This is a genomic window from Nocardiopsis sp. CNS-639 (genome assembly GCF_000381685.1).
In the GTDB taxonomy this organism is placed as follows: Bacteria; Actinomycetota; Actinomycetes; order Streptosporangiales; family Streptosporangiaceae; genus Nocardiopsis; species Nocardiopsis dassonvillei.
This window is the reverse complement of sequence record NZ_KB906857.1, coordinates 287,867-309,717: the sequence shown is the minus strand read 5'-3', so window position 1 is coordinate 309,717 and position 21,851 is coordinate 287,867. Positions and strand designations below refer to the sequence as shown.

Here is a 21,851-nt window from a genome sequence, read left to right as displayed (position 1 = left end):
CGGCGTTCCCGGGAGGTCCCGTCCGGGGCCCGCGCGCTCCCCGGGCGCCGGAGCCCGGGGCGGTGGCCGTCGGGGCGGGCCGGGCCCGCGGGACTCACCGGGCGCCGCGTCCGGCGTCGACCGGGGTTTCGCGGACCCGCTGACGCGTCCGGGTCCGCCGATTTGGGTTTCGGTCCGGGGCGCGCTACTGTGTAGACACAACGACGCGGGGTGGAGCAGTTCGGTAGCTCGCTGGGCTCATAACCCAGAGGTCGCAGGTTCAAATCCTGTCCCCGCTACCAGACCCGGACCCGGGAGAAATCCCGGGTCCGTCGGTTTTCCGGATCCCTCCTTTTGCGGAGGGGAACGGAAGGCGGGTTCCTCCAGGGGAGCCCGGGCGGTCGGACCAGGGCGCAAGCGCTGGTAGGATTGCCGAAGGCGGTCGGGAAACCGACTGCCGAAGGGTGGGATCTCCACCGGTTTTCCACGCGGAAAAGCAGGGAAAACCGATTTGCCACCAGGGGCCAAACCCCCTAAAATAGAGATCACGACGCGGGGTGGAGCAGTTCGGTAGCTCGCTGGGCTCATAACCCAGAGGTCGCAGGTTCAAATCCTGTCCCCGCTACCAGCAAAACGCCGGGCGCATTTCGCGCCCGGCGTTTTTCGTGTGCCCGTGTGCCCGTGTGCCCGTGTGCCCGTGTGCCCGTGTGCCCGTGTGCCCGTGTGCCCGTGTGCCCGTGTGCCCGTGTGCCCGTGTGCCCGTGTGCCCGTGTGCCCGTGTGCCCGTGTGCCCGAGCGGCGGTGCGCCGCCCGGGAGACCGGGCGGCGCGCGCTCAGCGGGTACGGCCCTCCACGAGTTCGACCACCCGGTCGGCCCGTTCTGCCACCTTGGGGTCGTGGGTCACCACGACCACCGCCGCGTCGCGGAGCCGGGCCTGCTCCAGCAGCTGGTCCATGATCATGGTGCTGCTGGCGGCGTCCAGGGCGCCCGTGGGCTCGTCGGCGAGGATCAGGGCGGGTTCCCGGCTCAGTGCCCGTGCCAGGGCCACACGCTGCTGCTCACCGCCGGAGAGCTGGTGCGGCTGCGAGTGCAGCCGGTGCCCCAGCCCCACGGCCTCCAGCAGTTCGCGGGCCCGCGCCCTGCGGCGCAGCAGCGGCACGCCGCCGAGCACCATCGGCACGCCGACGTTGGCCAGGGCGGTCCGCCGCTCCAACAGGTGGAACTGCTGGAACACGAAGCCGATCCCCTCGCCGCGCAGGCGCGACCTCGGCCCCTCGCCCAGGCGGGTGGTGTCCACGCCGTCGAACGTGTACGTGCCGCCGCTGGGCCGGTCGAGCAGGCCCAGCACGTTGAGCAGGGTGGACTTGCCCGAGCCGGACTGGCCGACGATCGCCACCACCTCGCCCCGCCCCACCCGGAACGTGCAGTCGCGCAGCACGTCGATCCGGGCCCCCGACACCGTGAAGTGCCGGGTCATCCCCGCCACGTCCAGCAGGGGCGCCGGGCGGGCGTGGCGCGGCGCGGCCTCGGGGGCCGGTGCGTCGACGGACATCTAGCCCTCACCCTCCTCGACGAACGCGTCCTCGGGGTCGTGCGCGCCGGGCACGTCGAACCGGGGATCGAGCGGGATCGGGTCCAGGACCATCTCGCCGATGCTCAGTCCCTCGGTGACCTCCACGGAGGACCCGTCGGAGACGCCCAGCACCACCTCGCGGGTCTCCTCGGCGCCGTCCTCGCCCACCACCACGACCTCGCCCGACCCGGCGGTGCCGCGCACCGCGGTCACGGGGACGATGATCGCGTTCGTGGCCGCGCCGGTGCTGACCGACAGCTGTCCCTGGACGCCCTCGAAGACCTCCAGGTCGGCGGGCACGCGGCAGGACAGTTCGGCCCCGCCGCCGCCCCCGCCGGCGTCCTCGGTGCCCTCGCCGCCCCCGTCCCCGGGGACGGGGGCGCCGCCCTCGGCCGTGCCCAGGGACAGGAACTCGCACGCGGCGGCGGGCGGCCCCTGGTCGATCTGGAGCAGGATGTCCTCGGGGTCCTCGTAGAACCGGTAGAGGTCGTTGGGCGGGATCGACGCGACGGCCCGGAACTCCTCGGGGGCGACCGTGGCCACCACCGCGCCGGGCTCCAGCACGTCGCCGACCATGACGTCCTCCAGCCCCGACACCGTTCCGGCGGCGGGCGCGTACAGGGTGACCTCCTCGGTCGTGGGGGCGTCGGGGACCCGGCCGTCCTCCCCGGTGACGGGCGCGCCCTCGGCGGGAACCCTCACGTTGACCACCGGGGCGCCCTGGTCGACCTCGGCGCCCTCGCCCACCCACAGGTGGGAGACCGTGCCCCCGTTGCGGGCCTCGACCGCCTCGCCGGGCTCGGCCCGGACGACGGCGTCCAGCACCAGCACGGAGTTGACCTCGCCCAGCACCACCTCGACCGGGGCCCCGCCCACGTCCAGGGCGGCCTCCTGCATGCCGGCGTCCTCTCCGGCGCCCGGGCCGCCCAGACGGGACACCAGGAGGTAGCCGGCGCCGGTCAGTCCTCCCACGAGGACCAGGACCGCGCCGATGATGATCCACTTCTTCACGTGATGTCTCCTATTCCCGGAGTCCGGCGACCACGGACGCGCGCAGCGCCCGCATCGCGGGGATGATCCCGGCCAGCATCCCGACGAGGGCGGCGCTGCCCAGGCCGACGAGTACTCCGGACGCGGGGATGACGAGGGGGACGTCGGCGGGCAGCGACACGAGGCCGCCCAGCACCGCGCCGACGGCGGCCAGCAGGGCCCAGCAGGCGGCCAGCGCGATGAGCCCGGCCACCAGGGACACCACGACCGACTCCATGACCACGGCCACGAACAGGGTGAACCGGCTCGCGCCCAGGGCGCGGTAGGTGGCCAGTTCGCGGCGGCGTTCGCGCACGGTGACCAGCCCCACGTTGAGCACGCCCAGCAGGCCGGTGGTGAGGGTGACGGCGGCGATGCCGGTCAGACCCCAGGACATGTAGGTGATGACCTGGCCGATCTCCTCGGCGTAGTCCGTGCGGTAGGCCATGACGGCCTCCCGGTCCTCCACGCCCCAGCGCCAGGACACCGACGCCAGGCGCTCGGAGAAGACCTCGCCCCACGGGTCCTGCGCCGCGGGGTCGCTGGGGTCGATCCGCACCTGGTAGGTGGTCATGTCGCCCATGAGGAACGGGTCGGCCGACTCCTCCTGCTCCCGGGCGCCGGTGGAGGTCCCGAAGAGCAGTTCCTCGGAGGCGGGGGCGCGCAGCAGGTAGGCGCTGTACCAGCCCATGTCCAGCGCGGAGCCCTCCAGGACGCCGATGACGCGCACGTCCGTCCACTGGTCGGTGCCGACCTGGACGCGGGTGAGGTCGCCCAACGCGTTCGCGAGTTCCTCGTTGACGACCATGACCGGGGCCAGAGACTCGGTGTCGGCCTCGGTGAACCAGCGGCCCTCGGCCAGGTTCATCCGCCGGATGTCGCCCAGGGTGGGGTCCACGCCGAGGAACTCCACGTCGGGCAGGACGGAGCCGCCGGAGCGGATCGAGGGGACCTGGGAGGGCCTGTGGTAGATCGAGATGTCCTGGCCGCCCGCCCGGACCAGGTCCTGCTCGAAGGCGGCGCGGTCGGTGACCCGGCCGTGCACGGTGACCTCCAGGGTCGCCGGGCGGCCCGCGTTGGCCTCGCTGTAGGCGGTGGCGAAGCGCTGGCCGAAGTCACTGGCGCTGACCACGAGGATCAGCGCGCCGACACCGACGACGATGCCCGCGCAGGACAGGATGGTCCGGGCCACGTTGGCCCGTGAACCGGCGAAGGCCAGCACGATCCCGGCTGTGAGGGAACGCAGCATTCGGCCCCTTCCCGTGATGTCTGTGAGATCCGGACGCCGCGACGGCGGCGGCGGGATACCCGCGGGGGTGGCGGGGTTTCACCAGACTCATCGTGGAAGGGGACGGTTTCGGTTCAGCCCGACGGCGCGAATCTCGGGTCGCCGTTTCGGGCCGTGCGCAGGGGGGAGGGGCGGCTGGGGACGCGGCGCGACCGGGGCCTCAGACCGCCTCGAAGCCGTCGCAGGTGAGCGGCGTCCCGGAGCCGGTGTCCGACCAGACCACCGTGTGCGCCCCGGCGGAGGGGTCGCCCCCGGCGCCCTCGAAGTCGTCGGGGTAGCGCACGCGGGTCCACTCGCCGGGGGAGACCGCCGCCTCGGTGGCGGCGGTGCCGCCGCGGGGTCCGATGACGGAGACGGTCACCGAGCGGGTGTCCGCGTCCTCCGGCGCCAGGACGCCCAGTTCGACGGGGCCGTCCGAGGCCGTGCGCGGCGCCTCGGTGCGCCAGAGGCGGGCGGTCCGGCCGTCCACGGCGGGCACGCACAGGTACCTGGCGGGGTCGAACGCGGTGTCGGGGACGCCCAGGCCGGGGCCCTCACCCCGTACGGAGGAGCGCACGGTGTCGGCGATCATCTCGCCCAGCTGTTCGGGACCGTGTCCGTGGCCACCGCCGCAGGCGGTGGCCAGCAGGACCGCGGCCGCGCACAGGACGGCCCGCAGGGGTGTCGTGTTCAGCACACCACCGCACGTTACTACGTACGGTGCTCCCGCGTGTACTCGCTGTCGTGCTCGGGGGGCTCAGACGCGGTGTAGCGGGGTGGGGCCGCCGTTGAGCCAGGTCAGCACCTGGTCGTGGATCTCCCCGTTGGTGCACACCAGGGGGCCGCCGTCCTCGAAGCCCTCGCCGCGCAGGTTGGTGGCCCGGCCGCCCGCCTCCTCCAGGATGACGGGCAGCGGCGCGGCGTCCCACAGCGACAGCTCGGGCTCGGCGGAGATGTCCACGACGCCCTCGGCGACCATCACGTGCGACCAGAAGTCTCCGTAGGCGCGGGTGCGCCAGACCGAGCGGGTCAGGCCGAGGAAGGAGTCGAGGCGGCCCTGCTGCTCCCAGCCGGTCAGCGAGGCGAAGCTCAGCGAGGCCTCCGACAGATCCGACACCTTGGACACGTGGCAGCGCGAGGCCTTGGACAGGCTGCGGCCCTGCCAGGCGCCGGCACCCCGGGAGGCCCACCAGCGGCGGTACAGCGCCGGGGCCGAGACCACGCCCACCACGGGGCGGTCCCCCTCCAGCAGGGCGATCAGGGTCGCCCACACCGGGACGCCGCGGACGTAGTTCGCGGTGCCGTCGATGGGGTCGATGACCCACACCCGGTTGCTGTTGCCCGTCTTGCCGTACTCCTCGCCCACCACGGCGTCGCGGGGCCGGGCGCGGGAGAGTACGCCGCGCAGCGTCTCCTCCACCATCCGGTCGGCCTCGGTGACGTGGGTGAAGTCGGGTTTGGTGTCGACGACGAGGTCGAGCGCCCGGAAGCGCTTGAGCGCGATGTCGTCGGCAGCGTCGGCGAGCACGTGGGCCAGCCGCAGGTCATCGTCAAAGGACACCATGACCGGTAACGCTACCTTCACGGGCACGAACATGGCCAAAGGGGCGCACACGCGTGACCAGAGTGTTAGGTCCCGACCGCCCGGCACCGCGGGAGCGGCGGCCCGGCGGGGCGTCGGGGATGTCGTCCGCGGCGGCGGATGCGAGGATGGGGAGCATGGACACCGCGAACCGACAGGGGCGCGCCGAGGGCACCTCGGCGCGGGAGCGGTTGCTGGACGCCGCCTACGCCGAGGTCGTCTCGGGCGGCTGGTCCGACCGGCGCATGGCGGACATCGCGGCGGTCGCCCGGGTGTCGCGCCAGACCCTGTACAACGTGTTCGGCAGCAAGGAGGGCCTGCTCCAGGCCGTCGTGGTACGCGAGGTCAACGCGCTGCTGGACCGGGTGGTGCGCCTCCTGGAGGAGGAGGGCGAGAACCCCCCGCACGCGGTGAGCCGGGCCACGCGCCTGGTGCTGCTGTCCGCCCGCGACAACCCGCTGCTGCGCGCGGTGGTGACCGGGGACCACGGGCTCCTGCCGGTGCTCACCACGCGCGCCGAGCCCCTGCTGGGCGTCCTGGGCGAGCGCATCACCGCCCTGCTGGGGGAGCGCTACCCGGAGTTGGCCGACTCCGCCGCCGAGGTCGCGGCCGACGTCGCCCTGCGCCTGACGGTGTCCTACTCGCTGCAGCCCATCGACCCCGACGAGGCCGCGCGCAGGGTCGAGACGGTCGTGCACGGGATGCTGATGGTCGGCCGCTGAGGGAGGTGGCGGCGTGGTGGAGGGTCCGCTGACGGAGAGCGAGCGCCGGGAGGTGCTGCGCGCCTGCATGGCGGACGGGCGGATCACCGCGATCCCGGTCCGCCGCACCGCCCGGCTGGTCCTGCTCGACCAGGTGGCCCGGGCCTTCGAACCGGGGGTGCGCTACAGCGAGGCCGAGGTCAACGCGGTCCTGAGCGGGTTCAGCGCCAACGTGGCGGTGCTGCGCCGCGGCCTGGTCGACGAGGGGTTCATGGAGCGCGACCGCACTCGGTACTGGCGCTGCGGCGGGACCGTGGAGGTCTGACCAGGGCGGAAGCGCCGCCGGTGTGGTCCCAGGGACTCCGAGCTGTGATGCTCCTGTGCTCGTAGCCGGTGTCGGCGCCCGAACCCCGCTACGGGTACGGGGTCACGCCGCGGAGCACCGGCACGACGGACCCTTCCGGCCACCGCCGCCCCGGGACCCGGACCGGGCGGCCGCAGCCGGCGGAAGCCGGTGCGGCTGCCCGGTGAGCGCGGCCCGCCCGCGTTCAGCGGCGGGACGCGGCGAGCAGGTCCACCACCCCCGTATCGTCCTCGTCGCCGTGGCCCCGGGCGAGGCGGCGCTCCATCAGCTCCGCGTACGGTGCGAGGAGTTCGGTGCTCACCCCCCGTTCCTCGGCGGTGCGCAGCAGGGTCCGGTTGCCCCTCACCCGCATGGCGAGGTTGGACACGACCCCCGTGGTGTAGTCGCCGCTCTCCAGGTGCTCCGCGGTGGTGTGGACGCCGAGGGTCATCGCGCCCAGCCAGTCCGCCAGCAGGGACGCGAACCCCTTCAGCGGCACGTCCTCGTCGCGGACCAGGGCGAAGGCGTGCGCGACCCCGGCGAACATGCCGCTCATCGCGCTGAGCAGGGCCACGTCGTACAGGTCGGCCAGCCCGGCGTCCTCGCCGACGAACACGGTCCCGGCCACGGCGGACAGGGCCGCCTCGTGCTCGGCGAAGGCCTCCTCGGAACCGCTGTAGAACACGTACCCGCCCGAGCCGGAGGCGCCGATCATCGGCGGAACGGCCATGACGCCGCCGCTGACGAAGCGGGCGCCGCGCCCGCGAGCCCACTCCGCGCGGGCCCGCGCCTGGTCCGGCGTCCCGGTGGTGAGGTTGAACAGGTCCCGGTCCGCCAGGTCGGCGTCGGCCAGCGTCGCGCCCACGGAGTCGTCGTCGAGCAGGCAGGCCACCACCAGGCGGGCGGAGGCGACCGCCCCGGCCGCCGTCGCGGCGACGTCGGCGCCCTCCCGGGCCAGTGGCTCGGCTCGGGACGGGGTCCGGTTCCAGACGGTCAGCGGGTACCCGGCGGCGAGCCAGGCGCGGGCGAGGGCGGTGCCCATGTCCCCGAGCCCGAGCAGGGCGACGCGGGGCTTGTCGGTGTCGTGTGCGTTCATGTGCACTAGGCTCGTCGCCCGTCGGAGCCCCGACAAGTACGCACTTCGAAGTGCGTGCGCACTCCGGGGTAAGCGTGCTGGTGGGAGGGAGGGGCGATGGTCGGCGTACGGAGGCCCGGCGCGTACCACTGCGGCATCGACGCGGCGATGGACGTCATCGGCGGCAGGTGGAAGGTGCTGATCCTGTGGGCGTTGGAGGAGGAGCCGCGCCGCTTCGGTGAGCTGCGCCGGACGCTCGACGGCGTCACCGAGAAGGTCCTGGCCTCGCACCTGCGCGAGCTGGAGCAGGACGGGATCGTGCACCGGGAGGACTTCGGCGAGGTGCCGCCCCGGGTCGAGTACTCGCTCACCCCGCTGGGGGAGTCCCTGAACGAGGCCCTGGCCCCGCTCGGGGCCTGGGGCCGCGCGCACGTCATCGACACCGGGGAGCCGGTGGACGCCCGCCGGAGCTGACGTCCGGGACCACCGTCACCGTTCGACGGAGTGCTTCCCCGGGGCGCCTCGACGCCGGAGGGGCCGTACGAGGAGAACCGCCTGCCAGGCGAGCGCGACGACGGCGAGCCCGAGGAGCACGTAGGCGAGTACCGTCAGGTCCGGCCCGCCGTTCCCCATCCATATGTCCAGGAGCACCGCCGCTGTCACGAGGAGGGCACTGGCGGCCCCCGTGACGCCCACCGCGCTCGTACGCCTGTCGTCGTCCTTCATGGGGTTCCTCCGGGAACAGGGGGTGGTGCCGGTCAGGACTCGTTCTCGTCAGTGCCCCCCGCGTCCCCCTCGCGGCTGGTGAGCAGGCGGCGCAGGGAGGCCACGCGGTCCGGGTCGAGTTCCCCCCGCTCCAGCGCGGCCTGGATCGCGCAGCCGGGGGCGTCGGGTTGGTGGGAGCACCCCGCGGGGCAGTCCTCGGCGGCCTCGGCCAGGTCGGCGAAGCCCTCGACGATGTCCTCGGGGTCGATGTGGGCCAGGCCGAAGCTGCGCACGCCCGGGGTGTCGATCAGCCAGCCGCCCTCGAAGGGCAGCGCTGCGGCGGACGTGGAGGTGTGGCGGCCCCGTCCGGTGACGGCGTTGACGTGGCCCACGGCCCGGTCGGTGCCGGGGACGAGCCGGTTGACCAGGGTGGACTTGCCCACCCCGGAGGAGCCCACGAGCACGGTGGTGCGGTCGGCCAGACGGGCGCGCAGGCCGTCCAGGCCGCTCTCGGGGTCGAGCACCTCGTAGGGCACGCCCAGGGGCGCGTACACCCGCACCAGCTCGTCCGGGGCGGCCAGGTCGGCCTTGGTCAGGCACAGCAGGGGTGCGAGCCCGGCGTCGTAGGCGGCGACCAGACAGCGGTCCACGAAGCGCGGCTGCGGCGCGGGGTCGGCCAGGGCGCAGACGATCGCCAGCTGGTCGGCGTTGGCCACGATCACCCGCTCGACCGGGTCGGTGTCGTCGGCCGTGCGTCTGAGCACGGACGCCCGCTCCCTGACCCGCACGACGCGGGCCAGGGTGTCGGGTCTGCCGGACAGGTCGCCGACCACGTCGACGCGGTCGCCGACCACGATCGAGCCGCGGCCCAGCTCGCGGGCCTTCATCGCCACGACGGGGACGCCGTTGACCAGGCAGCGGTACCGGCCCCGGTCCACGGCGGTGACCAGGCCCTCCACGGCGTTCTCGTGCTTGGGCCGGGTGCGGGTGCGGGGGCGCGAACCGCCCCGGGCGCGCACGCGGATGTCGTCCTCGTCCAGGTGGCGTCCCCCGCCCCGCGTGCGGCTCATGCCAGGACCTCCGCCCACAGGCCCGGGAAGTCGGGCAGGGTCTTGCGCGTGGTGGCGATGTTCTCCACCTCCACGCCGGGCACCGCGAGCCCGATCACCGCCCCCGAGGTGGCCATCCGGTGGTCGTCGTAGGAGTGGAACACCCCGCCGCGCATCGGGCGCGGGTTGATGACCAGCCCGTCGGGCAGCTCCTCTGCGTCGCCGCCCAGCCGGTTGATCTCGGCGGCCAGCGCGGCGATCCGGTCGGTCTCGTGGCGGCGCAGGTGCGCGATGCCGGTCAGCCGGGAGGGGGTCGTGGCGAGCGCGGCCACGGCGGCCACGGTGGGCGTGAGCTCGCCCACGTCGCGCAGGTCGGCGTCGATGCCCAGGATCCGGCCGGTGCCGCGCAGGGTGAGCAGTCCCTCGGGGGAGCGGGAGACCTCGCCGCCCATCCGGGTGAACAGCGAACGCAGCTCGTCGCCGGGCTGGGTGGTGTGCTCCGGCCACCCCTCGATCGTCACCTCGCCCCCGGTGACCAGCGCGGCGGCCAGGAAGGGCGCGGCGTTGGACAGGTCGGGCTCCACGGTGATGTCGGAGACCTTGACCGGTCCTGGCTCGACCCTCCAGGAGTTGTCGGCGGTGGACACGGTGACCCCGGCCGCGCGCAGCATCTCCACGGTCATGTCCAGGTGCGGCTGGGAGGGCACCGGGGGACCGGAGTGGCGCACGTGCACGCCCTCGGTGAAGCGGGCGCCGCTCAGGAGCAGGGCCGACACGAACTGGGAGGAGCCGGACGCGTCGAGCGTCACCTCGCCGCCGCGCACGGCGCCGGTGCCGTGCACGGCCATCGGCAGCGCGCCGCGGCCGCCGTCGTCGATGTCGGCGCCCAGGGCGCGCAGGGCGGCCAGCAGCTCGCCCACGGGCCGCTCGCGGGCGCGCGGGTCGCCGTCGAACTCCACCGTGCCCGAGGCCAGGGCCGCCACCGGCGGCACGAACCGCATCACCGTGCCCGCGTTGCCGACGTCGACGGAGGCCGGGCCGCGCAGCGGGGCGGGGGTGACCGCCATGTCCTCCCCCTCGGTGGTGATCCCCACACCCAGGGCGCGCAGGGAGCCCGCCATCAGCTCGCTGTCCCGGCTGACCAGCGGGCGGCGCACCAGGCACGGCGTCTCCGACAGGGCGGCCAGGACCAGCGCGCGGTTGGTCATCGACTTGGACCCCGGCAGCGACAGCCGGGCGCGCACCGGCCGCTCGGCCGTGGGCGCGGGCCAGTGCCCGCCGGGGGCCCCGGCCGGGCTCGGGGACGGTGCGGTCTCGGGGTTCTGGCCGGACTGGACGGGCTGCGAGGACGCGGACTCAGGCATGACACAAGGTTATCGGGAGCGGCGCGGCCGCAGGGGAACGCCTTCCCGCCTGTGGACAACGCGTCGGAGGCGAGCGGCGGCCGCCTCGGCGACTGGCCCGGCGGCGCGTGCGGCCGCGGGCCCGGAGGGGCCGGCGACCCGGGACGGACGTATCCTTGTCAGGCCATGGTGTATCTGGATCACGCTGCCACGACCGACGTGCGCCCCGAGGTCGCCGCCGACGTCGCGGCCGAGCTCGGCGCCCTCGGGAACCCGTCGTCCCTGCACGGCCACGGGCGCGCCGCGCGCCGCACGGTGGAGGAGGCGCGCGAACGCCTGGCCGGGGCGCTCGGCTCGACCCCGCACGAGGTGGTCTTCACCGGGGGCGGCACCGAGTCGGACAACATCGCCGTCAAGGGCCTGTACTGGGCGCGCAACACGCCCGACGCCCGCAGGCCCAGGATTCTCACCAGTGCCGTCGAGCACCACGCCGCCCTCGACCCCGCGCACTGGATGGCCGAGCACCAGGGGGCCGTGCACGAGAAGATCCCCGTCGACGCGCTGGGCCGGGTGGACCCCGAGGTCCTGCGGGAGACGATCGAGGGCGGCTCCGGCCCCGAGGCGGTCGCGCTCGTGTCGGTCATGTGGGCCAACAACGAGGTGGGCACGGTGCAGCCGGTCCGGGAGCTGGCCGCCGTCGCCGCCGAGTACGGCATCCCCTTCCACACCGACGCCGTCCAGGCCGTGGGCGTGGAACCGGTCGACTTCGCCGGGAGCGGGGTGAGCGCGCTGACGGTCAGCGGCCACAAGCTCGGCGGCCCGGTGGGCGCGGGCGCGCTGCTGGTCGCGCGCGGCCTGGCCCCGGTGCCGGTCCTGCACGGTGGCGGCCAGGAGCGCGACATCCGCTCGGGCACCCTGTCCCCGCCGCTGCTGCGCGGACTGGCCACGGCCGTCCACCTGGCGGTCGCCGAACGCGAGGAGCACGCCAAGCACCTGGCGGGCCTGCGCGACGAGCTGGAGGAGCGGGTCCGCGAGGCGGTGCCCGACGCGGTCGTCAACGGCGACCCCGCGCACAGACTGCCGGGGATCTCGCACATCTCCTTCCCCGGCTGCGAGGGGGACGCGCTGCTCATGCTCCTGGACGCCAAGGGCATTTCCTGCTCGACCGGCTCGGCCTGCTCGGCGGGGGTGGCCCAGCCCAGCCACGTGCTGCTGGAGATGGGCGCCGACGCCGGGACCGCGCTGAGCAGCCTGCGTCTGTCGCTGGGCCGCACCTCCACCCGGGAGGATGTGGCGGCTCTGGCGCGGGCCATCGGACCGGCCGTGGAGCGGGCCAGGGCCGCCCGCGCCAGACGCCGTTAGGCAGTGTTTTTTGGACCTCCGCTCCGCTTCGGTCCGTGTTCGGGCGCCCGGAGAACGGGAACCTTCGGCGCCTACGGCGGATTCGCTCGTTCCTCACGAACCCGCCTCCGGCACCTCCAGAACCCCGTGGGCGCCCGAACCACCACTCTCCGACCGGCGCCCGGGGTGCGGCTACTCCGCGCGGTGCACGGTGACGGACTCGATGGTCACGTCCTGGGTGGGGCGGTCGTTCATGTCGGTCTCGACGTTGGCGATGCCGTTCACCACCTCCATGGACGCCTCGTCCGCGACGTGCCCGAAGATCGTGTGCATGCCGTTCAGGTGCGGGGTGGGCTCGACGGTGATGAAGAACTGCGAGCCGTTGGTGTTCGGGCCGCGGTTGGCCATGGCCAGCACGCCCGGCTCGGAGAACTCGCGGCCGGAGTCGAACTCGTCCTCGAAGGTGTAGCCCGGGCCGCCCTGGCCGGTGCCCTGCGGGTCGCCGCCCTGGATCATGAAGTCGTCGATCACCCGGTGGAACACGGTGCCGTCGTAGAAGGCGGCCTCGCCCGTCGCCGGGTTGGGCACGCCCTCGCCCTCGGCCAGGCCCACGAAGTTGGCCACCGTGACGGGCGCCTCCTCGGGGAACAGCTCCAGTTCGATGTCGCCCTCGCTGGTGTGCAGCGTGGCGCCCTCGACTCCGGTGACGTCCACCTCGGCGGGGCTGCCGGTCTGCTCGGAGGCGGTCTCCTCCGGCGTGCCGCCGCCCTCCGATCCGCCCTGGTCGGCCGGGGCTGCGGCGCCGTTGGCGCAGGCGGAGGCGGCGAGCAGGGCGGTGCAGGCCAGGAGGGCTGTCGCCGGGAGGGGCAGAAGCTTCATCGGTTCACTTCCGGAAAATGAGGATCGCGGCTGGGCGGCACACAGGCTACTCGGCCGGGGGAAGTGCCCTCGTCAGCGGGTTGGCTTTCCGTCATGGCGCGACCACGGTCCGCCCCGGGGGCCGCTCCGCCGAGACGCCCCGATGACTTGTCACGGATCGCCGTACCCGTCCGGTCGCTTGACCGGCGACCCCGGCACGGGAGAGGGTCGGAAGAGGACGGGGCGGGGCGCCGGCGGTGTGCCGGGGGCGAGGTCCCGCCTGGCGCTGGAGGGAGGGAAGTGGATTGAACACCGCACTGCCGTCCGCGATGTGGCTCCCCTTCGCCGCGAGGGTACTGCGCGCGCGCTCCGACAGGGGGCTCTCACGCGCCGAACTCGCCGCGACGGTCGGGGTGACCGACGACAAGCTCCGCGAGGTGGAGAGCGCGCACTGCCGGCCGGCCCGCTCGCTGGTCGAACGGGTGGACACCGCACTGGGCGCCGAACACCAGCTCGTGGACGCCTGGGCGATCACCCTCCAGGCCGAGGCCTTCCCCAACGAGTTCGGCGACCAGCGCGAGCTGGGCGTCCACGCCACCCACCTGTGGGAGCACCAGCCCATGGCGGTCCCGGTGTTCCTGCGCACCCGCGAGTACTCGCGCGCGGTGCTGCGCCCGCGCCATCCGGACCTGTCCCCGGACGAGGTCGAGGAGATGGTGGAGGAGGAGATGGCCCACCGGGCCGCGATGACCGGGACGGAGGGGCCCGTGCTGCGGGTGGTCCTCAACGAGTCGGCCCTCCAACGGCCGCAGGGCGGCGCCGCCGTCCTCAACGCCCAGCGCGACTTCCTCGCCGACCTGATCGAGGCGGGCATCGTCACCATGGGAGTCATCCCCGAGCAGACCCCGAACCATCCCGGTCTGGGCGGCGCCTTCCGGCTGATGGAGTTCGCCGACCGCCCCAGCATGGTCTACGCGTTCGCGGCCGAGGGCGGGGACCTGACCGCCGAACCCGAGCAGGTGGGCCGCTGCACCACGGTGCGCGACGCCATCGAGGCCGCGACCGTGGAACTCACGCCGGGGTCGGAGCTGCTCACCGCCCGCTGGCCGGCGGGGTAGCGGGCCGTCCGCCCGAGCCCCGGAGGGCTTGGGGATACGCCCCGTGATGGGCTAGGTTGCCCGCCATGGATATCGCGATCACATCCGGATACGTCGTGCCCGTCGACGGAGACCCCATCGACGGGGGCACCGTCCTCATCTCCGACGGCCGGATCGCCGCCGTCGGCGCCGACGTCACGGTCCCCGAGGGGGCCACCGTCGTCGACGCCTCCGGCAAGTGGGTGCTCCCCGGCTTCGTGGAGGCCCACGGCCACATCGGCATCGACGAGGAGGGCGTCGGCTGGGCCGGTGACGACACCAACGAGATGACCGACCCCAACGGCGCCCGCATGCGCGCGCTGGACGCCATCAACCCCGCCGACCGCGGCTTCGCCGACGCCCTGTCCGGAGGCGTCACCAGCTCGGTCGTCAAGCCCGGTTCGGGCAACCCCATCGGCGGCCAGACCGTGGCGATCAAGTGCTGGGGCCGCAGCATGGAGGACCGCCTGATCCGGCACCCGGCCAGCGTCAAGAGCGCCCTGGGCGAGAACCCCAAGCGGGTCTACGGCAACAAGGACAAGCTGCCCTCCACCCGCCAGGGCGTGGCCGCCGTCATCCGCGACGCCTTCACCAGGGCCCAGGACTACCGGGCCAGGCGCGAGCACGCGGCCTCGGAGGGCACCCCGTTCGAGCGGGACACCACCCTGGAGGTACTGGTCCGGGTCCTGGACGGCGAACTCCCGTGGTGCCAGCACACGCACCGCGCCGACGACATCCACACCGCGATGCGCCTGTCCGACGAGTTCGGCTACCGGCTGATCATCAACCACTGCACCGAGGGCCACCTGCTGGCCGACGAGATCGCCGCGCGCGGCATCCCCGTCATCACCGGCCCGCTCATGACCAGCCGCTCCAAGGTGGAGGTCAACAACAAGACCCTGGCCAACCCCGGCATCCTCGACCGGGCGGGGGTCAAGGTCGCCCTGACCACCGACCACCCGGTCGTCCCGATCGAGTTCCTGGTCCACCAGGCCACCCTGTGCGTCAAGGAGGGCATGGACCCGCGCTCCGCGATCCGCGCCCTCACGGTCAACCCCGCCGAGATCATGGGCATCTCCGACCGGGTCGGCTCCCTCAAACCGGGCCTGGACGCCGACGTGGTCGTGTGGTCGGGCGACCCGCTGGACGTGATGAGCCGCGCCCTGCGCGTGTTCGTCGAGGGCCGCGAGGTCTACACCTACGACGAGGCCACACGCGAGCGCACCGTGCTCGACGCCTACTACCGCGAGGGGTGAACGGCCGCGCCGGGACCCCCCGACCCCGGGTCGCCGGACGCGCCGCCCAGGAGCCCGCAGGACACGTCCCCTAGGAGAGCCCCACCGTCCGGAAGGGGGCCCCGTCCGGCAGCGCCGCGCCACCGGCCCCCTCCGCCCCGCGCACCGCCACGGTGACCTTCTCCATGCCGGCCCTGCGCAGCACCTCGTCGGGGCCCGCGGAGCCCAGCGGCGTCAGGACGAGCGGCGCGCCCGCCGCGACCGGGGCCAGCAGCAGCTCCGCGCCCTCCCCGAGCAGGGTCAGCGGGGCGTCGGGTTCGGCGAACAGCGCCACCCGGTCCTCGGCGTCCAGCTCCCACCGCCGCGCCCAGTCGCGGCCCCCGGCGGTCAGCTCCGCGCCGGTCCGGACGCCGGGGCCGCGCAGAGCGGGCGCCCCCGGGTCCACGGGGTAGGGCGAGAAGTGGTCGCCGTGCCCGCGCACCTCCACCGAGTAGTCGAGCACCATGGGCGGCACCTCGGCCAGCGGCAGCCCCAACGGGTGCAGGGACGTGCCCACCACCTCCTCGGCTCCGCTGTCCAGTGCGGCCTCCAGGCGGTCGGCGTCGGCCACGGCGACCTGGGCGCCCTCGGGCAGGTCCGCGCCGGGCCGCGCGAACTCCGCCACGGCCCCCACCGACCAGCACGAGACCAGCCACACCAGCGACTGCCAGTGCACCGGCAGGGCCAGCACCACCCGGTCGTCCGGCTGCGCCCCCAAGCCGTCCACCAGCATGTTCGCGGTCTTGGACACCCAGTTGTCGAAGGTGGCGCGCGACAGCTCCACCCGGCCGCCCGAGGCGTCGTAGGAGGTCACGAAGGGTCGGGACGGGTCGTCGGAGACCAGGGCGCGCCACAGCTGCGCGGGAGTTTCGGACATGCCCGCCACTCTAGGGCGTCGCGCGGGGTCCGCGCGGCCCCCGCGCGCGAGCCGCCACGGGTGTGCGTTGGTGCCGGGGAGCTGTCAGAGTTGCCCCATGCGCTTGCTCCCCGCACGGTTCCTCGCCCGTGCCACCGCGCTCCCCGCGATCGCCGTCTCGGCCTGGCTCCTGGTGGCCTTCCCCCTCCTGGCCCTGGGCTCCCTCACCCCGCTGACGGCAGCCGTCATCGGAACGCCCGCCGTGCTCGCGGCCTGCCTCCTGGTGCCCCGGCTCATTCCGGACCCGCCCGACGAGGAGGACGCGCCCTGGTGGCCGGTCGTCCTCGTCGTGCTGATCACGGTCGCCTTCGCCGCCGTGCAGATCGCCTACCACGCCGAGGCCCTGGTCATCCGCCGCGACCCCGCCTCCTACGCCATGTACACGGCGTGGATCGCCGAGAACGGGTTCCTGCCCATCCCGCAGCAGCGCGAGCTGATCGCGGGCGACGATCCCTCGCTCAACTACCAGAGCCTGGCCCACTACCAGCGCGGCGACGTCATCTGGCCGCAGTTCATGGCCGGTGCGCCCCTGGTGACCTCCATCGGCTACTGGCTGGGCGGGCTCGACGGGATGCTCGTCACGACGCCGGTCCTGGGCGCGCTGGGCGTGCTGACCTTCGCAGGACTCACCGCGCGTCTGGTCGGGATCCGCTGGGCGCCCCTGGCCGCCCTGGTCCTGGCCGTGTGCCTGCCCCAGCAGTGGGTCAGCCGCTTCACCTACAGCGAGCCGGTCACCCAGATCCTGCTGCTGGGCGGCCTGGTCCTGGCCTACGACGCGCTCGCGCGGCGCACCCGGCTCACCGACCGGTGGTCGGCCGCGCACACGCTGGCCGCCGTGGCGGGACTGGCGTTCGGCCTGGGGCTGGTGGTGCGCATCGACGCGATCCGCGACCTGCTGCCCGTGGTCGGGTTCATCGGCCTGCTGCTGCTCGCCCGCCGGGGACAGGCCCTGCCGCTGCTGGGCGGGCTGGCCGCGGGTGTGGGGCTGGGCCTGTACGCCGGGTACGGGCTGTCCCTGCCCTACCTGGAGTACCTCTCCGACTCCCTCAACCCCCTGCTGCTCATCAGCGCCGTCGTCATCGCCGTCACCGTCGCGGCCACCGCCGCCCTGTGGCGCCACGGCGTTCCGCGCGTGGAACGCGTGCGCCGGCTGCCCGACGCGGTGGCCGCGCTCGCCCTGCTCGCCATGGTGCTGTTCGCCGTCCGCCCCCTGCTGTGGCCGGACTACGGGCACGGCAGCGACTTCACCGACGGCTGGGTCGCCTACGTCCAGCAGCGCGAGGGCCTGCCCGTCGAGGGCAGCCGCACCTACTACGACATGAGCCTGTACTGGGTGGGCTGGTACGTGGGCCTGGCCACGGTCCTGTTCGCCTCGCTCGGCGTCGCCCACGTGCTGCGCCGCCTCTTCCAGCGGCGCGACCCCCAGTGGCTGCTGCCCGCCATGCTGCTGGTGTGGACGGTCGGCACCACCCTGCTGCGGCCCGCCATCACCCCCGACCACCCCTGGGCCAGCAGACGGCTGATCGCCCTGGTCATCCCGGCGTTCATCCTGTTCGCCGTCTGGTTCCTGGCCTGGCTCACCCGCTACTGCGCCGTCGCCGCCCACTCCGGTCGGAGCACGGCGGCGGCCCGCGCCCTCCCCGTCGTGGTCGCCGCCAGCGCGTCGGTGGCGCTGATCGTCCCCACCGCGGGCACGGCGGCCGGGATCATGGGGTACAGACAGGACGTCGGCAGCGTCGCCGCCACGCACCGGCTCTGCGCGGCGCTGTCGGAGGACGCCTCGGTGGTCGTGGTCGACTCCGACATGGCCGGGAACTACATGCCGCTGCTGCGCAACGTCTGCGGGGTGCCCACCGCGTCCATGGACGAGCCGACCCCCGGGGACGTGGACCGCGTGGTCTCCGAGATCCACGAACGCGACCGCGACGCCGTGCTCGCCGCCTCCGACTGGCAGGTCCTGGAGGACCTCACGGGCGGTGAGGCCGAGCCCGAGCGCCCCTTCCAGGTGAACGCTCAGATGGACCCGAGTACCCTCATGGAACCGCCGACCGGTTCCTGGGCCTTCAGGGGAAACGTGTGGGTGTCCGTGTTCCCCGACGGGGGATGAGTGCCCGGCCCGGCCCCTTCCCGAACCCACCCCATCCCGCCGAAGAAGAACCCATGAGCCACAGAAGCGACGACGCACCCAGGCAGCACGGCGAGGACCAGCCGGTCCGCGTCACCATCGTGCTCCCCTGCTACAACGAGGAGACCCACGTCGTCGACGAGGTCAAACGGATCTGCGGCGCCATGGACGCCTCCGGGTACTCCTACGAGCTGCTGGCCGTGGACGACGCCTCCACCGACGCGACCCTGGCCCGGCTGCGCGAGGTGGAGCCCCTCTACCCGCACATGCGCGTCATCGCGTTCGGGCACAACGGCGGGTCGGGCACCGTCCGCCGGATCGGCAGCCAGCGGGCCCGCGGCGAGTTCGTCGTGTGGACCGACGCCGACATGAGCTACCCCAACGAGCGCATCCCCGAGCTGGTCGGCATGCTGGAGGAGGACCCCGAGACCGACCAGGTCGTGGGCGCGCGCACGCAGGAGATGGGCAGCCACAAGGCCCTGCGGGTGCCCGCCAAGTGGGTCATCCGCAAGATCGCCGAACGCCTCACCAACACCCGCATCCCCGACCTCAACTCGGGGCTGCGGGTGTTCCGCCGCGAGGTCGCCCGTCCCTACCTGCGGCTGCTGCCGCCCGGGTTCTCCTGCGTCACCACCATCACGCTGGCCTTCCTGTCCAACCAGCACCCGGTCAGGTACGTGCCGATCGAGTACGCCAAGCGCGCGGGCACGTCCAAGTTCCACTTCGTGGGCGACGCCTACCGCTACATCCTCCAGGTGCTGCGCATGGTGATGTACTTCAACCCGCTCAAGGTGCTCATGCCGCCCTCCCTGGTGCTGCTGGGGGTCGGCACCGCCAAGTTCGTCTTCGACCAGGTGCGCAACCCGCTCTACATCCCCAACAACACCGTCATGATCCTCATGACGGGGCTGATCATCGCGGCGATCGCCCTGCTGGCCGACCTCATCGTGCGCTCCAGGGAGAGCGCGTGAGCCCGGCGGCGCGGGTGGCCCTGGTCGGGCCGGCCCACCCCTACAAGGGCGGCGGCGCCCGGCACACCACCGAGCTGGCGCACCGGCTGAGCGCGCTGGGCCACCCCACGGCCGTGGAGTCCTGGCGGGCGCAGTACCCGGCCGCCCTCTACCCCGGACAGCAGACCATCGAGGTCCCCGAGGGCGAGCCCTACCCCGGCACCCGCCACGAGCTGGCCTGGTACCGGCCGGACGGGTGGTGGCGGACGGGGCGGCGCCTGGCCCGCGAGGCCGACCTGGTGGTGCTCACCCTGTTCTCCCCGGTGCAGGTGCCCGCCTACCTCGGCGTCCTCGCCGGGGTGCGCTCCGTGCGGCGTTCCGGGGGCGCGCGGGTGGTGGCGCTGTGCCACAACGTGCTGCCCCACGAGCGCCGGGCCGTGGACGTGTCCCTCGTGCGGGCCCTGCTGCGGCGGGTGGACGGCGTGGTCGCCCACTCGCCCGAGCAGGCGCGCCTGGCCGAGGGGCTCCGGGGGCCCGGGGCGCGGCGGCCCGTGGTCGCCCGGATGCCCCCGCACCTGCCCGAGACCGGCGGCGCGGTCGCCCCGGCGCCGGGGGAGCGGCGGCACCTGCTCTTCCTGGGTATCGTCCGCCCCTACAAGGGGGTGGACCTGCTGCTGCGCGCCCTGGCCGACGGAGTGCCCGGGGACGTGGCGCTCACCGTGGCCGGGGAGTTCTGGGGTGGCACGGCGGAGCTGGAGGAACTGGCCGCCGGGCTGGGGATCGCCGACCGGGTGCGGCTGCGGGACGGGTACGTCCCCGCCGGTGAGCTGCCGGAGCTGTTCGCCTCGGCCGACGCGGTGGTGCTGCCCTACCGCACCGCCACCGCCACCCAGAACGTGTGGCTGGCGCACGAGCACGGGATTCCGGTGGTGGCCACCCGCGCCGGAACCCTCCCCGACCACGTGCGCGAGGGGGTCGACGGCCTGCTGTGCGCGCCGGGCGACGCCGCCGACCTGGCCCGCGCGCTGGGGGAGTTCTACGCGCCGGGGGAGCCCGAGCGGCTGCGCGCGGGGGTCCGCCCGGTGGAGACCGAGCCGTACTGGCGGGCCTACACCGAGCGGTTGCTCGGGGCCTGAGGGTCTCCGGCACCGGAGACGGGAGTGCGCGGCGCCCACGGGGACGCCGCCAGAGCGGTCCCCCCGTAGGCCAGCTCTCCCCGGGCGCTCAGGAGCAGGGCGTCGCGGTCGTCCTCGGACAGGCGCGTCAGAGCGGCGGCCGGGTCGCGGGTGAGCGCGGTGGTGCCCCAGCGCCGCCACGATCCCGGCCGCCACCCCCGCTCCGGGTCCACCACCTCCGCGGGACCGGCCGGGGAACGAGACGACGCCCGTCAGGAACGCGGTCCGGGCACGGCCTCCGGCCCCGGCACGGCCCTCCGGGACAGCAGCACCGACAGCCCCGCCCAGGCCACGTCCGCCACGGTCATCACCAGCCGCGACAGCACCGCCACCACCAGCGCGGCCCCTGCGTCCACCACCGGCGCCAGCGCCACCACCAGTACCGCCTCGCGCACCCCCAGGCCCGCCGGGGCGAACACCACCAGCAGCCCCAGCGTCCACGCCAGCGCGTAGGCGCCCACCGCCGGACCGAGCGACCGCAGCGCCTCGCCGCCCACCGCCCAGGTCAGCAGCCACACGTGCAGGCCCAGGGGCACCCACGCCACCAGGGTCCACCCCACGGCCGCGGCCATGGACCTCCCGCGCACGTCCAGGGGCCCGGCCTCGGCGACCTCGCGGAACCGGGCGAAGGGCCGGGCCGCCAGCCGGATCCCCCAGCCGACCACGCGCGGGTGCAGCGCGGCGAGCAGCACGGGTGCCAGCGCCAGCGCCCACCACCAGCGGCGGGCCGCCTCCGCCGACGACAGCGGCAGGGCCACCGCCGCGACCGCCAGCCCGGCCGCGACCGTCACCCCCACCGCGAGCAGGGTCGCCGCCGCACCGCGTGTGCGCGGCACGTTCCAGTCCCGGGCCAGCTCCACCTGGGCCACGAAGGCCCACACCGAACCCGGCAGGTACTTGCCGAGCTGTCCCACGAACATGACGCGGGCCGCCGTGCGGCGGGGCAGGGGGGAGCCCATCCCGGCCAGCAGCGCACGCCAGGCGAGCATCTGCGCGGTGAGCCCCGCCATGCCCGTCAGCACCGCCGCGGGCAGCACCCACAGGGGCAGCGCCGCCGCGGCGTCCCGGGCCTGTGCCCAGTTCGCGCGCAGGGCCAGTCCCACGCACACGCACACCACCAGCAACAGCGCCAACCGCACCCACGGACTACTGCGCAGCCGACTCAGCACGTGGCCTCCCTCCCGTACGTGCCGACCCTACGCCGCCCGCGCACCCGCCGGTCCCCGTGGACGTTACGGACGGAGGCCCGCCCACGCCGCCGTGCCCAGCCCCGCGGACGTACCGGACCGGCACCTCCGTCCGCGCCTCGCGCTCCGCCTCCCGGCCGCTGCGGGCGTTCCGGCTCAGCGGGTCCGTCCACGCCGTCCCAGCCATCGTGGATTCCCGGATCAGTGGGCCACAGCGTGCACTCCTGGACCACAGGCCCCAC

22 protein-coding genes and 2 tRNA genes are annotated in these 21,851 nt (G+C 74.2%); 11 read left to right on the top strand and 13 right to left on the bottom strand.

What is annotated here, in order from left to right:
* Positions 1-204: 204 nt before the first annotated feature.
* A tRNA-Met gene (locus tag G011_RS0108770) sits at positions 205-281 on the top strand.
* 249 nt (positions 282-530) lie between these two features.
* A tRNA-Met gene (locus G011_RS0108765) sits at positions 531-607 on the top strand.
* A gap of 205 nt (positions 608-812) precedes the next feature.
* Here the strand turns inward: G011_RS0108765 and G011_RS0108760 are convergent.
* The 5 genes from G011_RS0108760 to hisN all read right to left on the bottom strand — a co-directional run bounded on the left by G011_RS0108760 (position 813) and on the right by hisN (position 5,413).
* Positions 813-1,532, bottom strand: a complete 720-nt coding sequence (locus G011_RS0108760) for an ABC transporter ATP-binding protein (protein WP_019608139.1) — start codon at positions 1,530-1,532, stop codon at positions 813-815.
* Complete coding sequence (locus tag G011_RS0108755; protein ID WP_019608138.1) at positions 1,533-2,564, bottom strand: efflux RND transporter periplasmic adaptor subunit; 1,032 nt, start codon at positions 2,562-2,564, stop codon at positions 1,533-1,535.
* A 10-nt stretch (positions 2,565-2,574) separates the two neighbouring features.
* Complete coding sequence (locus G011_RS0108750) at positions 2,575-3,831, bottom strand: ABC transporter permease (RefSeq protein WP_019608137.1); 1,257 nt, start codon at positions 3,829-3,831, stop codon at positions 2,575-2,577.
* Positions 3,832-4,030: 199 nt separating this feature from the next.
* Positions 4,031-4,546 (bottom strand): hypothetical protein, encoded by a 516-nt coding sequence (locus tag G011_RS0108745; protein ID WP_019608136.1) that lies wholly within the window; start codon positions 4,544-4,546, stop codon positions 4,031-4,033.
* 60 nt (positions 4,547-4,606) lie between these two features.
* Entirely contained in the window at positions 4,607-5,413 is an 807-nt protein-coding gene (gene hisN / locus G011_RS0108740) for a histidinol-phosphatase (protein ID WP_019608135.1), read from the bottom strand.
* 155 nt (positions 5,414-5,568) lie between these two features.
* Between hisN and G011_RS0108735 the strand changes: the two genes are divergently transcribed.
* Both G011_RS0108735 and G011_RS0108730 read left to right on the top strand, forming a co-directional pair.
* Positions 5,569-6,153, top strand: coding sequence for a TetR family transcriptional regulator (locus G011_RS0108735; RefSeq protein WP_019608134.1), 585 nt, complete (start codon positions 5,569-5,571; stop codon positions 6,151-6,153).
* Between the two features lie 13 nt (positions 6,154-6,166).
* Complete coding sequence (locus G011_RS0108730; RefSeq protein ID WP_019608133.1) at positions 6,167-6,457, top strand: DUF2087 domain-containing protein; 291 nt, start codon at positions 6,167-6,169, stop codon at positions 6,455-6,457.
* Between the two features lie 223 nt (positions 6,458-6,680).
* On the opposite strand, the gene G011_RS0108725 is transcribed toward G011_RS0108730, so the two are convergent.
* Positions 6,681-7,571 (bottom strand): NAD(P)-dependent oxidoreductase, encoded by an 891-nt coding sequence (locus G011_RS0108725; RefSeq protein ID WP_019608132.1) that lies wholly within the window; start codon positions 7,569-7,571, stop codon positions 6,681-6,683.
* Between the two features lie 96 nt (positions 7,572-7,667).
* On the opposite strand from G011_RS0108725, the gene G011_RS0108720 reads away from it, so the two are divergent.
* Positions 7,668-8,024: a helix-turn-helix domain-containing protein gene (locus tag G011_RS0108720; RefSeq protein WP_019608131.1), complete on the top strand. Its 357-nt coding sequence runs from the start codon at positions 7,668-7,670 to the stop codon at positions 8,022-8,024.
* 15 nt (positions 8,025-8,039) lie between these two features.
* Here G011_RS0108720 and G011_RS0108715 read toward each other — a convergent pair whose 3' ends face one another.
* Genes G011_RS0108715 through aroA form a run of 3 tightly spaced genes read right to left on the bottom strand, consistent with a single transcriptional unit; the run spans position 8,040 to position 10,668 of the window.
* Positions 8,040-8,276: a hypothetical protein gene (locus G011_RS0108715; RefSeq protein ID WP_013154789.1), complete on the bottom strand. Its 237-nt coding sequence runs from the start codon at positions 8,274-8,276 to the stop codon at positions 8,040-8,042.
* Positions 8,277-8,308: 32 nt separating this feature from the next.
* A complete protein-coding gene (gene rsgA, locus G011_RS0108710; protein ID WP_019608130.1) occupies positions 8,309-9,325 on the bottom strand; it encodes a ribosome small subunit-dependent GTPase A in 1,017 nt (338 codons plus the stop codon).
* The gene (aroA, locus tag G011_RS0108705; protein ID WP_019608129.1) at positions 9,322-10,668 is read right to left on the bottom strand and encodes a 3-phosphoshikimate 1-carboxyvinyltransferase; all 1,347 of its coding nucleotides are present in this window, start codon (positions 10,666-10,668) and stop codon (positions 9,322-9,324) included. The genes rsgA and aroA overlap by 4 nt, the downstream gene beginning before the upstream one ends.
* A 165-nt stretch (positions 10,669-10,833) precedes the next feature.
* Here aroA and G011_RS0108700 point away from each other — a divergent pair, with 165 nt between their 5' ends.
* Positions 10,834-12,009: a cysteine desulfurase family protein gene (locus tag G011_RS0108700; RefSeq protein WP_019608128.1), complete on the top strand. Its 1,176-nt coding sequence runs from the start codon at positions 10,834-10,836 to the stop codon at positions 12,007-12,009.
* Between the two features lie 171 nt (positions 12,010-12,180).
* Here the strand turns inward: G011_RS0108700 and G011_RS0108695 are convergent, their stop codons facing one another.
* Complete coding sequence (locus tag G011_RS0108695) at positions 12,181-12,867, bottom strand: peptidylprolyl isomerase (protein WP_019608127.1); 687 nt, start codon at positions 12,865-12,867, stop codon at positions 12,181-12,183.
* A 284-nt stretch (positions 12,868-13,151) separates the two neighbouring features.
* Between G011_RS0108695 and G011_RS0108690 the strand changes: the two genes are divergently transcribed.
* Entirely contained in the window at positions 13,152-13,964 is an 813-nt protein-coding gene (locus G011_RS0108690; protein ID WP_013154784.1) for a Scr1 family TA system antitoxin-like transcriptional regulator, read from the top strand.
* A gap of 65 nt (positions 13,965-14,029) precedes the next feature.
* Entirely contained in the window at positions 14,030-15,238 is a 1,209-nt protein-coding gene (locus G011_RS0108685) for an amidohydrolase (protein ID WP_013154783.1), read from the top strand.
* Positions 15,239-15,308: 70 nt separating this feature from the next.
* On the opposite strand, the gene G011_RS0108680 is transcribed toward G011_RS0108685, so the two are convergent.
* Entirely contained in the window at positions 15,309-16,133 is an 825-nt protein-coding gene (locus G011_RS0108680) for a TIGR03089 family protein (RefSeq protein ID WP_019608125.1), read from the bottom strand.
* 97 nt (positions 16,134-16,230) lie between these two features.
* On the opposite strand from G011_RS0108680, the gene G011_RS0108675 reads away from it, so the two are divergent.
* The 3 genes from G011_RS0108675 to G011_RS0108665 are packed head-to-tail and all read left to right on the top strand — an operon-like array spanning position 16,231 to position 20,383.
* Positions 16,231-18,279 (top strand): hypothetical protein, encoded by a 2,049-nt coding sequence (locus G011_RS0108675; RefSeq protein WP_019608124.1) that lies wholly within the window; start codon positions 16,231-16,233, stop codon positions 18,277-18,279.
* A 53-nt stretch (positions 18,280-18,332) separates the two neighbouring features.
* The gene (locus tag G011_RS0108670) at positions 18,333-19,268 is read left to right on the top strand and encodes a glycosyltransferase family 2 protein (protein ID WP_019608123.1); all 936 of its coding nucleotides are present in this window, start codon (positions 18,333-18,335) and stop codon (positions 19,266-19,268) included.
* Positions 19,265-20,383, top strand: coding sequence for a glycosyltransferase family 4 protein (locus G011_RS0108665; protein WP_019608122.1), 1,119 nt, complete (start codon positions 19,265-19,267; stop codon positions 20,381-20,383). Before G011_RS0108670 ends, G011_RS0108665 begins: the two co-directional genes overlap by 4 nt.
* Here the strand turns inward: G011_RS0108665 and G011_RS0108660 are convergent.
* A complete protein-coding gene (locus G011_RS0108660; RefSeq protein WP_026338148.1) occupies positions 20,356-20,595 on the bottom strand; it encodes a hypothetical protein in 240 nt (79 codons plus the stop codon). The two genes, G011_RS0108665 and G011_RS0108660, sit on opposite strands and share 28 nt — an antisense overlap.
* Positions 20,596-20,634: 39 nt before the next feature.
* A complete protein-coding gene (locus G011_RS29630) occupies positions 20,635-21,591 on the bottom strand; it encodes a lysylphosphatidylglycerol synthase domain-containing protein (RefSeq protein ID WP_036552391.1) in 957 nt (318 codons plus the stop codon).
* Between the last annotated feature and the right edge of the window lie 260 nt (positions 21,592-21,851).